Origin of the sequence: Symbiobacterium sp. (assembly GCF_040797425.1) — a bacterium.
Taxonomy (GTDB): Bacteria; Bacillota; Sulfobacillia; order Symbiobacteriales; family Symbiobacteriaceae; genus Symbiobacterium.
In genome coordinates this window covers 21,514-40,292 of the sequence record NZ_JBFNEH010000003.1, presented here as the reverse complement: position 1 = coordinate 40,292, position 18,779 = coordinate 21,514, and the positions used below count along the sequence as shown (strand labels likewise).

General features: G+C 68.9%; 16 protein-coding genes. 3 read left to right on the top strand and 13 right to left on the bottom strand.

The annotated features are described in order from the left end of the window. Nucleotides 1–85: 85 nt before the first annotated feature. The 3 genes from AB2385_RS01515 to AB2385_RS01505 all read right to left on the bottom strand — a co-directional run bounded on the left by AB2385_RS01515 (nucleotide 86) and on the right by AB2385_RS01505 (nucleotide 4,470). Nucleotides 86–1,309, bottom strand: coding sequence for a GTPase family protein (locus AB2385_RS01515; RefSeq protein WP_367653147.1), 1,224 nt, complete (start codon nucleotides 1,307–1,309; stop codon nucleotides 86–88). A gap of 40 nt (nucleotides 1,310–1,349) precedes the next feature. Beyond that, nucleotides 1,350–2,315: an aldo/keto reductase family protein gene (locus tag AB2385_RS01510; RefSeq protein ID WP_367653146.1), complete on the bottom strand. Its 966-nt coding sequence runs from the start codon at nucleotides 2,313–2,315 to the stop codon at nucleotides 1,350–1,352. Nucleotides 2,316–2,553: 238 nt separating this feature from the next. Then, the gene (locus AB2385_RS01505; protein WP_367653145.1) at nucleotides 2,554–4,470 is read right to left on the bottom strand and encodes a hypothetical protein; all 1,917 of its coding nucleotides are present in this window, start codon (nucleotides 4,468–4,470) and stop codon (nucleotides 2,554–2,556) included. Nucleotides 4,471–4,579: 109 nt separating this feature from the next. On the opposite strand from AB2385_RS01505, the gene AB2385_RS01500 reads away from it, so the two are divergent. Further along, a complete protein-coding gene (locus tag AB2385_RS01500) occupies nucleotides 4,580–5,431 on the top strand; it encodes a hypothetical protein (RefSeq protein ID WP_367653144.1) in 852 nt (283 codons plus the stop codon). 1,742 nt (nucleotides 5,432–7,173) lie between these two features. Here the strand turns inward: AB2385_RS01500 and AB2385_RS01495 are convergent. The 5 genes from AB2385_RS01495 to AB2385_RS01475 form a co-directional block, all read right to left on the bottom strand. After that, nucleotides 7,174–7,827, bottom strand: a complete 654-nt coding sequence (locus AB2385_RS01495; RefSeq protein WP_367653143.1) for a hypothetical protein — start codon at nucleotides 7,825–7,827, stop codon at nucleotides 7,174–7,176. Beyond that, nucleotides 7,824–8,363, bottom strand: a complete 540-nt coding sequence (locus AB2385_RS01490; RefSeq protein ID WP_367653142.1) for a PilN domain-containing protein — start codon at nucleotides 8,361–8,363, stop codon at nucleotides 7,824–7,826. The genes AB2385_RS01495 and AB2385_RS01490 overlap by 4 nt, the downstream gene beginning before the upstream one ends. Nucleotides 8,364–8,436: 73 nt before the next feature. Then, a complete protein-coding gene (locus AB2385_RS01485; protein WP_367653141.1) occupies nucleotides 8,437–8,661 on the bottom strand; it encodes a type II secretion system protein in 225 nt (74 codons plus the stop codon). A gap of 92 nt (nucleotides 8,662–8,753) precedes the next feature. After that, on the bottom strand, nucleotides 8,754–9,971 hold the full coding sequence (locus AB2385_RS01480; RefSeq protein ID WP_367653140.1) for a type II secretion system F family protein: 1,218 nt from the start codon (nucleotides 9,969–9,971) through the stop codon (nucleotides 8,754–8,756). Between the two features lie 7 nt (nucleotides 9,972–9,978). After that, complete coding sequence (locus AB2385_RS01475) at nucleotides 9,979–11,664, bottom strand: GspE/PulE family protein (protein ID WP_367653139.1); 1,686 nt, start codon at nucleotides 11,662–11,664, stop codon at nucleotides 9,979–9,981. A gap of 151 nt (nucleotides 11,665–11,815) precedes the next feature. On the opposite strand from AB2385_RS01475, the gene AB2385_RS01470 reads away from it, so the two are divergent. After that, nucleotides 11,816–12,106, top strand: coding sequence for a hypothetical protein (locus AB2385_RS01470; protein WP_367653138.1), 291 nt, complete (start codon nucleotides 11,816–11,818; stop codon nucleotides 12,104–12,106). A 33-nt stretch (nucleotides 12,107–12,139) separates the two neighbouring features. Beyond that, on the top strand, nucleotides 12,140–13,504 hold the full coding sequence (locus AB2385_RS01465) for a hypothetical protein (protein ID WP_367653137.1): 1,365 nt from the start codon (nucleotides 12,140–12,142) through the stop codon (nucleotides 13,502–13,504). Between the two features lie 77 nt (nucleotides 13,505–13,581). Here the strand turns inward: AB2385_RS01465 and hemB are convergent, their stop codons facing one another. From hemB to hemA, 5 genes are all read right to left on the bottom strand, one after another. Continuing rightward, nucleotides 13,582–14,574, bottom strand: a complete 993-nt coding sequence (hemB, locus tag AB2385_RS01460; protein ID WP_367653136.1) for a porphobilinogen synthase — start codon at nucleotides 14,572–14,574, stop codon at nucleotides 13,582–13,584. Beyond that, nucleotides 14,571–15,362, bottom strand: coding sequence for a uroporphyrinogen-III synthase (locus tag AB2385_RS01455; RefSeq protein WP_367653135.1), 792 nt, complete (start codon nucleotides 15,360–15,362; stop codon nucleotides 14,571–14,573). The genes hemB and AB2385_RS01455 overlap by 4 nt, the downstream gene beginning before the upstream one ends. An 82-nt stretch (nucleotides 15,363–15,444) precedes the next feature. Then, on the bottom strand, nucleotides 15,445–16,368 hold the full coding sequence (hemC, locus tag AB2385_RS01450; RefSeq protein ID WP_367653134.1) for a hydroxymethylbilane synthase: 924 nt from the start codon (nucleotides 16,366–16,368) through the stop codon (nucleotides 15,445–15,447). A 25-nt stretch (nucleotides 16,369–16,393) separates the two neighbouring features. After that, nucleotides 16,394–17,212, bottom strand: coding sequence for an inner membrane protein YpjD (locus AB2385_RS01445; protein WP_367653133.1), 819 nt, complete (start codon nucleotides 17,210–17,212; stop codon nucleotides 16,394–16,396). Further along, entirely contained in the window at nucleotides 17,209–18,528 is a 1,320-nt protein-coding gene (gene hemA / locus AB2385_RS01440) for a glutamyl-tRNA reductase (protein WP_367653132.1), read from the bottom strand. The genes AB2385_RS01445 and hemA overlap by 4 nt, the downstream gene beginning before the upstream one ends. Nucleotides 18,529–18,779 lie beyond the last annotated feature (251 nt).

The following is an 18,779-nucleotide window of genomic DNA, read 5'->3' as shown; positions in this document are numbered from 1 at the left end:
CGGGTCCGCCGCCCGTCCGGTTCCGCTTCCCCGGGCTCGCTCTCCACATTACCGTGTGTTTCTTTCGGCCGTCTCTGGCCAAATCTTACGGCTTTCTTAAGGTTCTCGCCTTCTCCCGGCCCTGCTCCAGCAGCTTCCGGGCAGCCTCGATGGGCTGGTTCTCGATGTAGTAGGCCACCGCCGCCTGCCCCAGAGCGTAGGTGCCCCAGTAGGCCACGCCGGCGGAGATGAGTGACCCACCGCCGGGCAGCAGCCACTTGGAGAGGCCCCGGGCAACCTCCCGCAGGGCGAAGCCCGCGCCGACGTTCAGGCCCAGAGCAGCCATGAACTCCAGGGCCGCCTCCCGGGAGAGCCGCCGCCCCGCCAGGTAGGCGATGCCGGTCACCATCAGCACCTGCATGGCCGTAAGGATCGGCATGTCCGCCAGGGGAAGCGGCGTGGCGGCGACGGCGGAGGCGGCCGAGGCGGTGGACTGGATCAGCGCACCGGCGATCTTGGCCTGCGCCGACCGGATTCCCGCCACCCGGCCCATGGTGAGCTGCGCCTCGTCGGGCAGCTGCTCCACCAGGTAGTCCACCAACTCGTCGATCTGCCAACGGCGGTCCACCACCAGCACGCCGTCGCGGTAGCGCATATAGGCGGAGGTGGCGAAGACCCGCACCGGCTCGTCCAGCACCCGGGCCATCCGCTCGGACAGCTTCTCCCGGGCCAGGGCGATGTTGGCCTGCTTTTCCGGGTCATCGTAGGGCGGCTCGGACACGTCGGCCGGGCTGAGGAGGTCCACTTGCGTGAGGACGCCGATCACCGGCGGCACAATTCCGTGCCGGCGGGCGATGGCGTCGCGCAGGGCCTTGACCTGGGCCAGGTCCTCCTGGATCCAAACGTCCACGTCGGAGGCCTTGATGACGAAGAGGATCGCGTCGGGGCAACGGTCGCGCACCGCCTTCAGACTGGCGGCGACGGCATCGTCCTCCGATGCCCCCGCCGGGCGTTCGCCCTCGCCCAGGCCACGGGTGTCCAGCACCTCCAGCGCCCCTGCAGGTCCCTCGTACTGGTACCAGGTGCCCGCGGGCGTGGTGGCCAGCACGGCGCCTGTCTCGGCCCGGGGCTCGCCGAAGATGGCGTTGACCAGGCTCGACTTGCCCGACCCTCGCCGCCCCACCAGCGCAATGCGGGGCGGCCGGGCGTTCACGATGTAGCCCTCGATCGCGGCCAGCTCCGGCTCCAGGTGCTTCAGCACCATCTGCGGCACGTGGCTGCGGATGAACTCCAGGACTTCCCTCAGCCGCTCGCGGTCGATCTCTTCCATCAGGGGCCTCCTTCACAGCGAAGTCACGAGAGGGGCCAGGCTACTGCGCCTGGCCCAGCACCTCGTCGATCTCCTTCAGGTCCTCTTCGGAAAGCTTCACGCCGGAAGCCTTGACGTTCTCCTCCACCTGCTCGGGCCGGGAGGCGCCGATGAGGGCGGAGGTCACCTCGGGCCGCCTGAGCACCCAGGCCAGGGCGAGCTGGGCCATGGTGAGGCCGTTCCGCTCGGCGATGGGGCGCAGCTTCTGGATGCGCTCCAGCATCTCCTCGTCGCTCAGGTAGCGCTTCACGAACTGCCCCACCTTTGGGACGGCACCCCGGCAGCCCTCCCGCAGCGTCATGCCCGGCAAGTACTTGCCGGTGAGGACGCCCTGCGCCAGCGGCGAGAAGACAATCTGCCCGATGCCTTCACGCTGGCAGATGGGCATGATCTCGTTCTCGATGTACCGGTCCAGCATGTTGTAGACCGGCTGGCTCGCCACCGGGCGGCGGAGGTTCCGCTTGTCCACGATGGCCATCATGTTCTCCACCTGGGCCGGGGTCCACTGGGAGAAGCCGTAGTAGAGGATCTTGCCCTGGGCGACCAGGTCGTCGAAGGCCCGCAGGGTCTCCTCCAGGTCGGTCTGCGGGTCGTAACGGTGGGCGTAGTAGATGTCGATATAGTCGAGCTTCATCGCCTTCAGGCTCATCTCGACCCGCTCGATGATGTGCTTCCGCGACAGCCCCTGGTCATAGGTGGATGGACCCACCTTCCAGAACACCTTGGATGTCACGGTATAGGTGTGGCGGGGGAACTCGCGCAGGGCCTCGCCCACCACCTCTTCCGCCTCGTGCGGCCGGGAGCCGTAGACCACGGCGCAGTCGAAGTGGTTGACGCCGAGTTCGTAAGCCTTGCGAATGCAGGCCTTGGCGGCCTCCGCCTCGACCCGCGTGCCGTAGGTGAGCCAGCTTCCCAGAGAGATCTCGCTGATCTTCAGGCCGCTCCGTCCCAGTCGACGGTACTCCATAGCACACCACACCTTTCACAGAGGTTTCATCCAGAGGTCGCAACTTCAGTATACCACAAGGCCTCAGCCAGAAAGCGGCAGGACTCCGCCAGCCCCCCGGGCCGGTGGCCGGGACCATAGTGAGGTTGCCCGACTTCGCTTCCCGCCACGCGTCGGACCGGCCCGGCGGTCGGTCCCCAAACGGCCGGAGCCGCCTGCCACCCCGGCGTCCGGGCGGCCGGCACAGCCCACGCCCCACTCACGACTCACCGCTCGCAACCCACCGCTCCAACACCTGCCTCGCCTCGCGGAAGAGGGGCCGATCCACCTCCAGCCCCTTCCGGGGGGCGTCGCCCGGCTCCAGCGCCTTCTGCCCCTCCAGTCTGTCCAGGACCGCCAGCCCGCTCTTCGCGAGGCGGGCGGCGGCTGCGGTGTCGCCGGCCGCCTGGGCGCGCTCCAGGTAGTCCAGATGGGCGGAGACCGCCGCCGCGTACGCCTCGGTCTCCCAGGGCCAGAGCCGCACGTACTCCCGCCAGGCCGCGGCCGCCTCGTCCCAGCGCCGCTGCCGGCCCAGTTCCTCCGCCTGCAGGCGCGCGTACCAGGGCTCCCGCGGGCCGAGTTCCCGGGCGCGGGCGAGAGCCGCAAGCGCCTCCTCCCCCCGCCCGAACTGGGCCAGCGCGGCCCCCCGGTAGCCGTGGGCGAGGTCGTTCCAGGGGGCGAGCGCCACCGCTGCGCCTGCGTGGCGCAGGGAAGCTGCCGGCGAGCCGGAGCTCAGGCTCCCGGCGGCCAGGTCGACCGCCGCGTCGGCGGCCCCAAGCAGCAGCGCGCCCGCCAGGGCCAGGCCGGCCAGAGCCGCCGTGAGCCACCGGGGCCAGACCCAGCCCCGACCGCCCACGGCTGCCGGCGCAGCCAGAACCGGCCCGTCCCCCAGCAACCCGAAGCCGAACCACAGGGGGAACATGAAGAAGCCGTAGCTCAGCTCCCAGTCGACCAGCGCATGGAGGACCAGGGCGCCCAGCCCGCCCAGAACGGCCACCCGGGCCGGGGGCCAGGCGCGGCCGCGCCGCAGCCCGAGGAGAAGGCGGGCGTAAAGCAGCAGAAACGCCGCGGCGCCGGCCCAGCCGAAGGAGAGGGCGGCGTCCAGCAGCGACGAGTGGACCTCGGCGGAGTAGTAGGGGTAACTGGCCGCCTGCAGATGCAGCGCCGACCAGGCGCGGTAGCCCGCCCCCCGGGGCAGGTCGGCGGCCAGGGCAAGGCCGTCCCGCAGGAAAATCAGCCGCTCCGCCGAGGAGGTATCGGTGAGCGGAAGCATGGCCGCACGGCCCCAGAGCCAGCCCCAGCCCGGGGCGAGGGCAAGCGCCGCCAGGGCCGCCGTCAGCACGGCCAGCCGCACGGGCCGCAGGTGGTGAAACCGTTCCGCCACTGCAACCGTCAATAGGGCGAGCAACAGGACCAGCCAGAGCCGCGGCGCGTCCCGCCCCTGTACTGCCGGGGCGGCCCAGAGCGCGGTGGCAAAGGCCGCGAGCAGGGCCGGCCAGGCGCGGGACAGGGCGCCCCGGAGCACGTCCGACGCGGCCCACGAGAAGTACGCCACCGCGAGCGCGAAGGCGGCCCACACGCCCCGGGAGCCGGAGAGCAGCAGCCCCAGGGCACAGCCCAGGGCAAGGACGGGCGCCCAGCGCCGCCCTGCCGCCAGGTCCGGCAGTGCACCAGCCAGGCCGAGCAGACCGGCCATGCCCACGGCGATGGGGTAGCCGACGAAGGAGGCCAGCCTCCCCGAATGGTGCGGCGCGGTGAAGGAGATGAGGAGCATGCCGGCGAAAGCGAGGAGGGCACCTGTGGCCGCCCAGAAGCGCGCAAGGGCCGGCTCGGCCTCGCCGGGCCGGAACGACCGGCCCGCGATGAGGGCCAGGGCCCAGCCGGCGACCAGCACCGGACCGTGCGCCGCCGCACCGGCGGCGGCTGGCGCGGCCAGTCCCCCCGCTGCCCCCGCGGCCAGGAGCAGCAGGGCCAGCCACTCGCTGCCGTGAAGCCGCACGGAGGGCGCCCTGAGCGCCAGGGCGGCGGCCAGCAACACGCCCACCATCTGCTGGCCCGGCGCGTAGAGACCGTCCCAGAAGGCGCCCAGCGCCAGGCCGATCAGAACCGTGAACCCGAGCACGTCTCGCTTGATCATGTTTATTGGATTTCGCCGCAGGCGGTACGACTGCCTGCGCCTTGTATGAAACGGAGGGAGCGCCCTGTACCAGCGCATGACCTATTCCGACCCGCCCGCGCGCCGGAGGGTGCCCCGCTGGGTGCTGCTGGCCACCAGCCCCGCGGCCCTCGCACTGGGGCTGATCGTCGGCGTGGCCGCCTCCGCCTATGGCCCGGCTCCCGAGCCCGTCCCCGGGCAGTTCCAGGTAGAGCAGCAGGAGCCAGAGCCGCAGGAGCCTGGACAGAATGGAGATTCCGTCGGCCCGACCCAACCGTCTGAGAGCGACGAGCCTCGACCCGGGACTGCGAACCAGCCTGCCGCACCGGTGGCCGAGGCCGTAACGCTGTTGCCGCCTCCGCCGGACGACACGTCGCACTCCACTGCGACCAAGCCCGCGTCCGGTGCGCTGTCCCTTGCGGAAGTCCGCTCCGTCATGGATGCCCGCACGGTGCTGGCCGCCGAGTTCGCCACGTTCAGCGCCGGCGGCAAGGAACTGTTTCACGTGGACTATCAGCTGGCCCGCGACGTCAATTACAATACCTTGCTGGTGGGCATCGTCCCGCTGGCGGAATACGACAACTGGATCCAAGCCGTGCGCGACTACGCGAGCGAGCTCAACCGCTGGCTGCTGGCGGCCGCCCGGCGCGTGCGCTCTGCGGCGGAGAGCGAGGGCTTTGTCCTGAGCTGGGCGCTCTTCGAGGTGGTCCCGGGTGAGCCCTACGGCTTCATGGAGGACGAGGTGACCCCGATGCCGCGCGGGGAGGGGTACCTGGTGACGCGCCCGCTGGCGACCGTCACGGACTTCACCGGCCCCACCGTGGTGGTGGCGAGCCTGCCCGGGTCAAGCCCGGCGACCCGTCCCATCCCGGGAAACCCCTACGTCCCCGTGCTCCGCTTCGACCCCACGGACCTCTACCGGCCGCAGACGGTGACCCCGTGAGTCGGGGACAGCCCCCGCATAAGTACATCCGCGCCCGAAGGGGTGCGGATCAGGCTGATGACATAGCCCTCCGAAATGAATACGGCCGAGTGAATATGCAGTGCCAGGGCGTTTATCCGCTCTGGTGTTCGTGCTATCAACGGCCCGAGTGTGCAAGGGCCTTGGGGCCGAACTCCCGATTATGTAATCATTGGGTCTAGTTGGCACTACTGCCGGTCTGAGATGCACCAACGTCCACTGCCCTCCAGGTAGTGGCGGAATCGTCAGTTTGAATGAGGACACTCTGACCGACTTTGTCTACGCCAACGATCCAGGCATGCTCTGCGTCTAGCGCTGTAACTGAGACGATAGTTGGCATCGAGTCCGGCAAGTGGATGTCCCAGTGTTTTCCCCCGTCGCGGGTGACGCCTATGCCACCCTTACTGGCGGCAGTGCCTTCGATAGTCAGCCATCCATCCAACCGGCTGCTGAACTGGATATCGATAGGAATACCATGCCGTTCTCCCTCGGGTCGGTGGTCATCCATGATCCAGTCTTCAAGCACCCACGTCTTGCCTCCGTCAACGGTGCGATAGAGTGCACCTGCACATCCATGCATTCCGCAACGGGCGCCTTCTGGCCCCAGCAGAAGCCAGCCGTGGTCTTCGTCAACAAACCTGAGGACACTGCTGTTGCGTCTCATCAGAGACTCTACCGTCAACTGTTGACGCCAAGTACTACCACCGTCCACCGTGTGGTACACCGTATATGAGCAGGCGCTACCGTCACAGCGGCGGCCCACCACCCAACCTTGACGCTTGTCAACGAACACGGCGCCGTCGATGACGACATCAGGGGAAGGCTCCGGTAGTGTCTTCCAACTCCGCCCGCCATCATGGGTCAGCATTAGCGAGCCATCGCCTGGTGCTTGCGATTGCCGCCAAGCGTATCCGTTCTGGTCATCGAGCAGGTTTACGGTGAAGACAGTGGGTGAGGGAACATCTGCTGTAATCTCCTGAGTCCAGGTGGTCTCCCACGTAGCCCCACCATCCCAAGTGGTAGCTAGAGAGAAGGCACATGGTCGCTGGCTCCCCCTATTGATGCAGTCCCAGGAACGGCCAGATGCGACTCCATGGGCGGGGGTGGCAAAGGCAACCCGGTCCACACTAAAGGCTGGTGCAGATAACGCAGTCCATGTGGTCCCCCCCGTTTCCGTGAATAAAATCGTGGACGTCGCACCTCCCTGTATCACAGCCCAGCCCGTCAACGGGTTTAGGCTGAACGTCGATACGATCCTGGCTGCGGCTGTGGGAGAAGGCTCGGACGGAACGGAGGGTTGTGAAGCCGCATACGGCTTTTCTACCGGGGCAGGTGCAACCAAGGTGTCATGAGATTTACTCATGCACCCACTGAGGACAATCAAGGCCAATACAGCCGGGAGGATTCTCCAGCGCAACAAGTCACTCCCCCCCCTCACGTCGGTGAGAACCGCTTCTGGTCAAACTAACAGCTGTTTACCCATATGACGCCCGCTGCCATCCGCCGGTTTCAGTGAACGGTATGGACCGAATGCCGGCCAATCATGCACCATCTTTCACCCGGCCGCGACATAATTCGAGTCCAAACAACGGACGGTCGCCGCAGAATCCCGCCCGTTGATGCGGTGACGCAAGAGATAGCGATGAATGGGTATGCATCACTAATCATCGCTGATGGGATTTGTCATCAACCTGATCCGCGCCCGAAGGGGCGCGGATGTTGCGTTACTCGGCATCGGGTTCGGCCTCATTCTCCGGAAGCGACGCCTCACCCTCGGACGGCCCGGCCGCACTTCCGGCTGATCCCGCCTTACCCTCGTCTGCCCCTGCCGCGGTGTCGGCCGGCTGGGCCTGAACCTGGCGGTAGAAGTGCAGCTCGAGAGAGGTGGTCAGCTCGTCCTTGCCGTCGGAGGGGAGCTGGAGGATGAGGTCCGGGACCTCCACCAGCAGGGCGTGCTCCTCCAGGGAACGCAGGAAGGCGACGAACTGGGCATAGGAGCCCCCCACCACCACGTCCGCCCGGTACGGCTGGAGCCAGGGCACGTGCTCGAGCGGCTCACCCGCGTACAGGCTGAGACGCTCAATGGCGGCGCCGCTGGCCGACGCCACAAGCCCGAGCTCCCGCTCCACGTCGGCGAAGGGGAGGTCTCCCAGAAGGCGGGCCGGCGGCACGGTGGCGGCTGCCTCGGCCTCCCGGAGTCCTTCCTGCGCCCTGCGCACGGCCCGGACCTGCCTGCGTGCGGCGGCGACGCGCTCCGTCACCGCCTGCAGTGCGAGGGCCCTCGGCCGGGCGAGCTGGTCAAACACATAGTACGGCACGGTCACCAGCAGCACGACCAGCAACAGCCAGACCAGTTCCCGTTCCCGCTTCGTCCTCACGGCCCATCCTCCTCCCGGAGACGCACCAGGTACGTGAAGAACGTGTCCCCGGTGGAGTCGGTGGTCAGTTCGACCTCCGCGACGGTGCGGAACTGCGGCTCACCGCGCAGGGAGGTCAGGTAGCCCATGGCGGCGGCGAAGGTGCGGGACCGCCCGACGAGCGTCACTGTGCGGCTCTCGCCGGCCTCAAACAGGACGTCGGTGAGCCACACCTCCCCCGCCTGCGGGCGGACCAGCGCCAGGATCGCAGCCTGGCTGGACCGCTGGTTGCGGGAGATGTGCGCCAGTTCGGCCCCGGCGGCCTGCACGGCCTGGAGGCGGGCCTCCACGTGGGAAAGGCGGTGGGCCAACGCCTCATAGGACTCGGCCAGCGCCTGCTGCTCGGCAATCTGGGCGTTCAGATCCCGCACCTGGAGCAGGCCGAGCAGGGTCACGAAGCCAGACGTCATCACTGCGGCCACGATGGCCACAGTGCGTGCCACGAGCCACCAGCGCACCCCGGGCGGAGGCTTGATGAGAAGGTTGATGTCGATCATGCGAACAACCCCGGCGGAAGTGATAAGCCCAGTGCGATCATGTGCGAAAGCGGAACGCGACCCTCGGGATCCTTCAGCGGCTCCACGGTGAAGTCACCGGGGAGCCGGTTGGCCAGGAAGCTGCGCAGGTACGTTGCAAGCGAGAGGGCCAGGTGGTGTTCTTGGCATTCTCCAGCGCGCTGAGTACCCGCGGTGTGACCACGGCCGCCAGAATCCCCAGAATCGCAACCACGACGATGAGCTCAATCAGCGTGAATCCTTCCTGCTTCCGCGCCCCTGGCCTGAGACGACTGAACATCCTCCGCCACCCTTTCCCATAGCTTCGGCAGACACACTTATTGTATGCCTATGTTCTACACGTGTTAATAATTTATCTTTATAAAAAAGTAATTAGTTAACTCTGCCAATGAGGTCGAACATGGGCAGGATCATCGGCACGATGATGGACACCACGATTCCGCCCAGCACCACCGTGAGCATGGGCTCCAGGATCTTGGTGAACTGATCCAGGAGCCGGTTTACGTCCTTCTCCGTCAGCTCCGCCACCCGAAACAGCATCGTGTCCAGCTTGCCCGCCGCCTCGCCCAGGCTGATGATCTCCACGCTGGAACGGTCGAACACGGGCTGCCGCTTCAGGGCCTGGCCGAAGCTGTAACCGCGCCTCACCTCTTCCTGCACCGCCGTCAGGGCCTCCTTCAGGGGCGCACTGTGAGTCGATTCACGAAGCGTGACCAGCGCCGACAGCAGGGGCACGCCGGCGCGGGACATCGTGCCCAGCGTGCGGCAGAGGCTGCTCATCTCCCGCTTGTAGACGATGGGGCCCACGAAGGGCAGCCGGAGCAGGAGCCGCTGCCAGGCGGCCTCCACGGCCCGCTGGCGGAAGAGGAGCCGGATGAGCCACACCGGCAGCAGCACCACCAGCGGCGCCAGGTACCAGAACTGCCGCACGGCCTCGCCGAACCGCATCAGGATCCGGGTGGAGGTGGGAAACTCCGCCCCCATCTGGGCGAAGAGGCTGCCGTAGGCGGGGAGCACCACGGTCACCATGAAGAGGATCACGCACAGGGCTACCGTCAGCACCACGGCCGGATAGGTGAGCGCCGACCTGATCCTGGCCGCGAAATTATCCTCCTGTTCGTAGTGCTGGGCAAGGAGCGCATAGCTGGAGTCGAGGCTGCCAGAGGTCTCCGCCACCGCCGTGATGAAGATCAGCGACGACGGCAGGTAATGCTCCTGCTCCCGCATCGCCTGGCTCAGGCTGTTGCCGCCCTCGACCGACGCGATGACCGACCGCAGAACCTTCCCCAGCGGCTGGCGCTCGAACTGGCCCGCCAGCACGTCCAGCGCCTGGAGCACCGGGACGCCGGCCTTCAGCAGGCCCGAGAGCTGGCCGCAGAAGTTGGCCAGATCCCGGACGGGCACCTTCCGGGGCCCGCCCAGGCTCAACTCGGCCTCGAGGCTGAAGCGCCCCGTCTTTCGATCATCCAGCGCCACCACGAACAGGTCCATCCGCCGGAGGCGGTCCAGGGCGGCCGCCCGGTCGGCGGCGCTCAGGGTGCCCTCACGCAGGTGGCCGGACCGGTCGCGCGCACGGTAGGCGAACTCCATCTCCTCGTCACTCCTCCGCCAGCGCCACGCGCCTGACCTGCTCCAGCGTCGTGATCCCCCTCAGGGCCTTCTCCAGGCCGTCCCGCCAGAGGGAGCGCATGCCCGCTCCGCGCGCGGCCGCCTCGATCTCGGCGCTGGTCGCCCGCCGGGCGATCAGCCGGCGCAGGTCGCCGCGGATGACCATCAGCTCGGCGACGGCCGTGCGCCCGACGTAGCCGGTGTTGTCACAGTAGCTGCAGCCGCCCGGCCGGTACAGCGTCGCGCCGGCCAGCCCTTCGGCCTCCAGGACCAAGTAGTCCGGGTCTTCGTACTCCGGGGTGTACGGCTGCTTACACCGCTGGCAGAGCTTCCGCACCAGCCGCTGCGCCAACACGCCCGAGAGCGCCGAGGCCAGCAGGAACGGCTCCGCTCCCATGTCGATCAGGCGGCTGGGCGCGGCGGCGGCGGAGTTGGTGTGCAGGGTGGAGAGGACGAGGTGGCCGGTCAGCGCCGCCCGGATGGCCACGTCCACGGTATCCTTGTCGCGGATCTCGCCGACCATCATCACGTCCGGGTCCTGCCGCAGGAAGGCCCGCATGCCGGCAGCGAACGTGAGCCCCGCCTTGGGGTTCACCTGCACCTGGTTAATGCCCTCGATGTGGTACTCGACCGGATCCTCGATGGTGAGGATCTGCCGGGACGAATCGTTCAGCTCCGTCAGTGCGCCCAGCAGGGTGGTGGACTTGCCGCTGCCGGTGGGGCCCGTCACCAGGAACAGGCCGTAAGGCTTGGCCAGAAGCCGCCGGACCTCGGGGAGGATGTCGGGGCTGATGCCCAGCTCGCCCAACCCCAGCAGGGCCGTGGACTGGTCGAGGATGCGGATTGCGACCTTCTCTCCGTAGACCGTGGGTACCGTGCCCACGCGCAGGTCCAGGCGGCGCCCCTGGATCTCCACCTCAATGCGGCCGTCCTGGGGCAGGCGGCGCTCGGCGATGTCCATGCCCGCCATGACCTTGAGACGCGAAAGGATGGCGGGATAGGCCTGGCGGACAAAGGTGGGGCCGGGCTGAAGTTGCCCGTCCACCCGGAAGCGCACCCGCACCTGCTGCTCCGAAGGCTCGATGTGGATGTCGGTGGCCCGCAGACTCAGCGCCTGGGCCAGCAGGCCGTTCACCTGGCGCACGACGGCGGAGTCTTCGGCCTCCTCCAGGTCGTAGGTCTGGATGGTCGGCTCCGCCGGCCCAGCCGTCTCCGGGACCTCTTCGGCTGGGCCCCTGCCCGTGTAGGCGCGAATCAGCGCCCGCTGGATGGCCTTCCCGGGTGACACGGCCGGCTTCACGCGCCGGCCGCAGGCCAGGCTGATGTCGTCGATCGCCAGGAAGTTCAGCGGGTCAGCCATGGCCACCACCAGGCCGCTCCCCTCCATGCGGACCGGCACCGCCTGGTACTGCTTGGCCGTCTCCTCGCTGACCAGAGGGACCACGTCCGGGTCGATCTCCGCGGCAGGGTTGGGGATGAAGGGATAGCCCAGCTGCTCGGCCAGGACGCTCGCCATGTCGAACTCCGTCACGTAACCGAGCCGGATGAGCACGGATCCGAGCCGCTCACCGCTCGCCTTCTGCTCCTGCAGCGCCCCTTGGAGCTGGTCATGGGTGATCCGCCCGGTGCTCACCAGAATGTCGCCCAAACGCATACTGCCGCGTGCTCTGGTCAACCAGTTCACTTCCTGGAAAAGCCTCGTTCTAACTAGTTAATGAATGTATGAGTGCTTCATACGGTAGACGCATTCCTCCATCGCCAAGACTCGACATTTGGAGGAAATGAACGGCGAAACACCGAACCATTAGGGCAAGTGTGCACACGGGGTGAGCGAGGTTCAGATGGAGGATCAGCGCAATGGGGGCAACGCCCCGACGGAGAAGCCGCGGCGGTTCCGGGTGACCCGGCGGGTGAAGCTGCGGGGCAAACCGGGCCGCATCGAAACCCGGGAGGAGCGGGAGCTCAGGGAACTCGCCGAGATGGGCGATGACGCCGACCGCGGCACCCCCGAGCAGGACGCCGCCCTCCAGGCCGGCTGCATGTCCATGGTGCGTGTGGCCGGGCTGTTTTTCCTGATCATCCTGCTCTCCATCATCATCACATGGGTCTGGCGCTAGACACGGCAAAGGGACACGGACAGGAGGATCAGGATGTTCAGGCGTCTACACTCCGCGGAGAGCGGTTACGTGCTGGTTACCGCCCTGATCGCGCTGGCGGTGATGGCGATTCTGGGCGCGGCCACCGCGGCCCAGGCCAACAGCGCCGTGCGCACCGCCGACACGGCCATCCGTTCCGAGCAGGCGCTCTACCTGGCCAGGGCCGGTGTGGAGCGGGTGGCCGCCAACCCGCCCGACTTGGAGGACGGAGGCCGCACCTACATCCATGCGGCCCATCTCGACCCCGAACTCACCACCGCCTCCTACACGGTGCGGGTGGACCGGGAAGGCGATTTCCTGCTGGTCCGGTCCACGGGCACGGCGGCCCGCGGGCGGAGCCAGGAGCGGCGCACGCTGGGGGAGACGCTCTACTGGCCGCTGCCGGACCCCCAGGATCCCGGCGGGGGCGATCCGGGCGGGGAGGAACCCGGAGGGCCCGGCGGCGGGGACTCCGGGGGTGGCCACCCCGGCGGGGTCGATCCCGGCGGCGAGGGTCCGGGCGGAACCGAGCCCGGTGGCGACTGGCCGTTGACGTTCAAGTATGCCATCTGGGCCGACGGCCCGGTGGACATCAGGAACAACGCCGCCATCTGCGGCGACATCGTCACCACCGGCCAGGTGACCATCAAGAACAACGCCACCATCTGGGGCCAGACCCGGAGCGGGAACAAGCGATCGCCGTGCAAGACCGTGTCGGGCAGCGGCGTGGTCGCTTCGTCCACCGGCGTCGACATCCGCGACAACGCGATCGTCCAGGGCGGGTACTGCGCACCGGGGCACCCGGGCCCCTGCGGATCCGGTCCCACCGACGCGCAGGTCAGGCCGCCGGCGGTCAGCCTGGAGGGCCTGAAGGCCCGGGCGTCCGAGTGGTGGGTGCAGAAGGGCGGCGCGGAGCAGACATCGGAGTGCACCCGGGCGCCCGACGGGGTGTTGTGCAGGGAACTCTCGTCTGCCACGGTGGAACTCAGCGGAACCATCCGCTACATGGAGCCCACGGTTATCTATGTGGACGGGAACCTGCTCGTGAAGAACAACACCCGCCTCGACATCCACGGGCCGGTCACGTTCGTCGCCACCGGCGGGATCACGGTCGCCAACAACGCCAGGCTGGGCTGCGGCGCCGGCACCTACTGCCCCGTCGGCCTCGTCGCCAGCGGGAACGTGGAGTTCGCCCAGAACACGGAGGTGCATGCCTTCATCCACACCGGCGCCGAGTTCCGGGGCATGAACAACTCGGTTCTGTACGGCAACGTGATTGCCAGGAGCACCAACTTCAGCAAGAACAACTACGTGCAGCACGCGTTCGCCAGGCCGGAGGGCAACTCCCCGCCCGGGCTGCCCTCGGAGCCCGGGGAGTAGACGCCGGTCTCCGCCACCGACACAGAAAAAGGCCCGTCCCCGTCGTGGGGGCGGGCCTTCTGCTTCCGCCTTCGCCGCTATTCCTCTTCCTTCAGCCAGCGGGCCACGTCCTTGGCGTGGTAGGTGATGATGATGTCCGCACCGGCCCGCTTGAAGCCGGCCATCGTCTCCATCACGATGCGCCGCTCGTCGATGAGCCCCTGGGCGGCCGCCGCCTTCACCATGGCGAACTCGCCCGAGACGTTGTAGCAGGCCACGGGCAGGTCGAAGGCCTGCCGCACCCGGTAGATGACGTCCATGTAGGCGAGGGCGGGCTTCACCATCACGATGTCCGCGCCCTCCAGGATGTCCAGCTCCACCTCGCGCAGGGCCTCCCGGGCGTTGGGCGGGTCCATCTGGTATGCTCGCCGGTCGCCGAATGCCGGCGCCGAGTCGGCCGCCGCCCGGAACGGCCCGTAGTAGGCCGAGGCGTACTTGGCGGAGTAGGCCATGATGGGCACGTGCTGGAAGCCACGCTCGTCCAGGGCCGAGCGGATGGCGCCCACCCGGCCGTCCATCATGTCGGACGGGGCCACCATGTCGGCCCCCGCCTCCACATGGGAGAGCGCCGTCCGGGCCAGCAGCGCGAGGGTCGGGTCGTTGTCCACCGTGTCGCCCCGCACGATCCCGCAGTGGCCGTGGGAGGTGTACTCGCAGAGGCAGACGTCGGTGATGAGGTAGGCCTCGGGGAAGCGGGCCTTGATGGACCGGATGGCCTCCTGCACCACGCCGTGCGGGTCGTAGGCCCCTGAGCCCAGCTCGTCCTTCGACTCGGGGAGCCCGAAGAGCAGCGCCGCCCGGATGCCGAGCTTCAGCATCTCCTCGACCTCGTAGAGGATGGTGTCGGCCGACCAGTGGTAGTTTCCGGGCAGCGACGGGATCTCGCGCCGCACCCCCCTGCCCGCGACCACGAAGAGCGGGTAAATCAGGTCGTCACAGCACACGCGGTTCTCCCGCACCAGCCGCCGCGCCGTCTCGCTGAGGCGCAGCCGGCGCAGGCGCACGGTGGGGTACCCATTCGGGTGGCTCATCGCGCACCGGCCTCCTTTTCCGCATCATGAACGATCGCCCGGAGCAGCCCCTCCAGCGTGTGGGGCTCGGCCTCGCAGTGGACGGGCAGGCCACGGGACCGGGCCACGGCCGCCGTCTCGGGCCCGATGCAGGCCACGCGGGCCCGGCCCAAAGCTGCCGGCCCGCCCAGCTGGTCCATCAGGTTGTGGACCGTGGAGCCGGAGGTGAAGGCGACGTAATCGATCTCGCCCGCCTGCAGACGGGCCCTGAGCCCCGCCGCGTCTCCTCCGGCGGGAACGTTCCGGTAGGCCACCAGATCGTCGACCACGGCACCCATGGCCGCCAGCTCGGCGGCCAGAGCCGGGTTGGCCAGGTCGCCCCGCGCCAGCAGCACCCGGTCGCCGGGCCCCAGGTCGCCGGCCAGGGCCTCCGGGATCGCCCGGCCGACGAAGCGCTGCGGCATCCGGTCCACCCGGATGGACGCCGCCTCCAGCGCCGCGGCCGTCGCGGCGCCCACGGCCACCACACGGGTCGTCTCGGGCACCCGCCTTCCCGCCCGGGCGAGGCGGGCGGCAAAGCGCACCGCGCCGTTGGCACTGGTGATCACCAGCCAGCGGTAACGCTCCAGGTGGGCGATGGCCTCGTCCAGGGGCCCCCAGTCCAGCGGGTCCACGATCTGGATGACGGGGTAGACGACGGCCTCGCCGCCCAGTTCCTCGATGGACCGGACGAACCGCCCCGCCTGCTCGCCGGCGCGCAGCACGAGGATCCGCCGGCCCCGCAGGGGTACGGCGGTGCGATCCACCACGGTGCCACCCCCCACTCAAGCAAGGTCCTCGCACGGTTGAAGCGGGCATCCGCCACAGGGCGCTGCCCGGCGCCCGGCGGAACTACCGCCCCAGCGCCGCGTTCAGGATCTCCCGGCCGCCGTGATCCAGCAGCCAGTCGGCCACCTGTGTGCCCAGCGACCGGGCGCGCCCGGCGTCACCCTCGGCGGCGTGGCGGATCACCCTGGAGCCGTCAGGGGCGGCGATCAGCCCCTCCACCTGCAGCCAGCCGTCCTCCACCACGGCGTGCGCGGCAATGGGCACCTGGCAGCCCCCTTCCAGCCGCGCCAGCACCGCCCGCTCAGCCATCACCGCCAGGGCGGTCTCGGGGTGATGGATGCGGCCCACCACCTGCCCGATCCGGGCGTCGTCGGCCCGGATCTCGATGCCCAGGGCTCCCTGCCCCGGCGCCGGCAGGCAGTCCTCCGGGTCGAGGTACTCGGTGATCCGGTCGGCGAAGCCCGCCCGGTGGAGCCCGGCGGCGGCCATTACCAGGGCGTCCACCTGCCCTTCGCCCAGCTTCCTCAGGCGGGTGTCCACGTTCCCGCGGATGGGCACGAAGGTGAGGTCCGGCCGCCGCGCCTTCAGCTGCGCCACCCGGCGCAGGCTCGAGGTGCCCACCCGGGAACCCGGCGGCAGGTCAGCGAAGGTGGTGCCGTCGCGGGTGATCACCACGTCGCGCGGGTCCTCCCGCTCGGGCACGGCGCCCAGCACCAGCCCGGGCGGCAGATCGGAGGGCAGGTCCTTCAGGCTGTGCACCGCCAAGTCCGCCCGGCCATCCAGCAAGGCCTCCTCCAGTTCCTTCGTAAAGAGCCCCTTGTCGCCGATCTGCGACAGGGCCCGGTCCAGCACCCGGTCGCCCACGGTCTTGAAGACCTGCGTCTCGAACTCCAGGCCCGGATTGGCCTCCTTCAGCCGGTCGATCACCCAGCCGGTCTGGGTAAGCGCCAGCAGCGAACCCCGGGTGGCAACCCGTATCAGACTCACGGGCGGATCCGCCTCCCCCTGCAGATTAGAAGCGGTGGGAACTCGATGCCATGTTGATGAAGACGTAGTTAAAGAGCACGGCCGCGCCGGCGGCCACGCTCCACCAGGCCGCCCGCCGGCCGCCCCAGCAGCGGACCTGCCGCAGGGCAAGGTAGCCGCCGTAGACCAGCCACAGCAGCAGGGTGAACAGCACCTTCGGATCGGCGTGCCAGAAGGTGCCCCAGGTGACCCGCGCAAAGGAGATTCCCGCCGCGACGCCCAGCGTCAGCAGGGCGAACCCCACCGTCACCAGGCGGCCGGCCGACCGGTCGAGCCACTCCAGCGAGGGCAGCATGTGGTAGATGGGGCCGAAGGCCTTGCGGCGCAGGTTGCGGTCCTGCACCAGGTAGAGCGCCCCGGCCACGAAGGCCGCCAGGAAAAAGAGATAGCCCAGCAGCGTCATGCCGACGTGCCAGACCAGGAGCTGCTGGGGCGGCACGCCCGGGAAGGGATCCGCCGCCGGGCGGGGCGCCGCCAGCGCCGTCACCAGCACCGCCGCCGCCACGGGGGCGAGCACGGCCCCCACCGACTGGTTGCGGTGCACGTACTCGAGATAGACGTAAGGGGTGAACAGGAGCCACGCCAGGAACATGGAGACCTCGAAGAGGCTGTAGACCGGCGCCCGGCCGGTGTGGGTGACCAGGAGCGCCAGGCCCGCCGTATGGAGGGTCCACGCCATCCGGGTCGACCAGCTGGCCAGGCGCTCGAACCCCCGCCGGAAGATGAGGGTGGCGTGTGCCAGTGCGGTCAGCGTGTAGAGGGCTGCCGCACTTCCCGTCATCGGGAGGACCAGCGCAGCCGTCATCCCGAGCCTCCCCCCTCCACGGCAGGCTGGCCCGCAGGCCGCCCGAGGTCGAAGAGGCGGCTCACCGTCTGAATCGCCTCGTCCGCCGCACCCTCGCCCGCCATTCCTTTCAACTGCTGGGTGGGAGCGTTCAGGATCTTGTTCACCAGCGAAACCGTCATGGCGGCGATGACCTCCCGCTGGCGCTCGGTCAGGTCGGGCAGGCGGTTGAAGGCGCGGGCCAGCTCCTGTTCCCGGATCGCGTCGACCTTCTCCCGCAGCATCCGGATGGTGGGCACCACGGCCAGCGAGGCGGCCCACTGCCGGAAGCGCTCCACCTCCTCGGCGATGATGCGCTCGACCTTGCGGGCCTCCTGCTGCCGCTCGGCCAGGTTGGCCGTGACCACCGCCTCCAGATCGTCAATGTCGTAGAGAAACGCGCCCTCCACGTGAGCGACGCCCGGCTCAATGTCACGCGGCACGGCGATGTCGAACAGGAAGATGGGCCGCCCCCTCCGGGCCCGCACCGCCTGCTCCACCTGCTGGCGGGTGACCACGTATCCCGGCGCGCCGGTGGAGGAGATGACCACGTCCACCTCGGACAGCACCCGGGGCACCTCGTCCAAGGTCATGGCCCGGCCGTTGATCTCGCGGGCAAGCCGCTCGGCCCTGTCCAGCGTCCGGTTGGCCACCACCAGGTCGCGCACGCCGGCAGCCTGCAGGTGGCGCACCGTCAGCTTCGCGGTCTCCCCGGCGCCGATGGCGAGACAGCGCCGCCCCTCGAGGGTCTGGAAGACCTTGCGGGCCAGTTCCACCGCGGCGTACGACACGCTGACCGCACTCTGGCCGATCCGCGTCTCCGTCTGCGCCCGCTTGCCCACTGCAATCGCCTGGTGGAAGAGCTGGTGCATCACCTTCCCCACCGTCTGTGCCTGCGCCGCCTGGCGGTGCGCGGTACGCACCTGGCCGAGGATCTGGGTCTCGCCCAGGATCATGGAGTCGAGGCCCGCGGCCACCCGGAACAGGTGCTCCACCGCGGCCAGCCCCTGCCGCCGGTACAGAAAGGGCTCCAGCGCGTCGCGGGAGAGCGAACGCCCGTGCAGGTCTGCCGCCAGGCCGGTCAGGTAGTCGACCAGTGCGCGTTCACATTCGGCCACGTCCCGGCCCACGGCGTAGACCTCCGTGCGGTTGCAGGTGGAGAGCAACACGCCCTCGCTGACGGGCAGCCCGCGCAGCCGGGTGAGCGCAGTCGGCGCGTCCGCACCGGACACGGCCAGCGCCTCCCGCACCTCGACCGGAGCCGTCCTGTGGTTCAAGCCGACCATGACGATCTTCACGACGGTCTCTCACTCCGCCTTGTCGGGGATGGGGTGGCCTCCGGGGAGGCCCGTCCGCCTTTAGCCCGACAGTGTACCGGCAAGACCCGCATGTGGTCAAGCCGGACTACCCGAACATACTTTTACCCTACCGGATGTAGACGGTTCGTGCCAATCCGTTCGAGGCACTATTCTGGAATGGCTCCAAACGCGTTCGGCGGTCGGACCGAACCGCTCAGGAAGCACCGGAGCGGCTCACCCTGGCCGCCGGC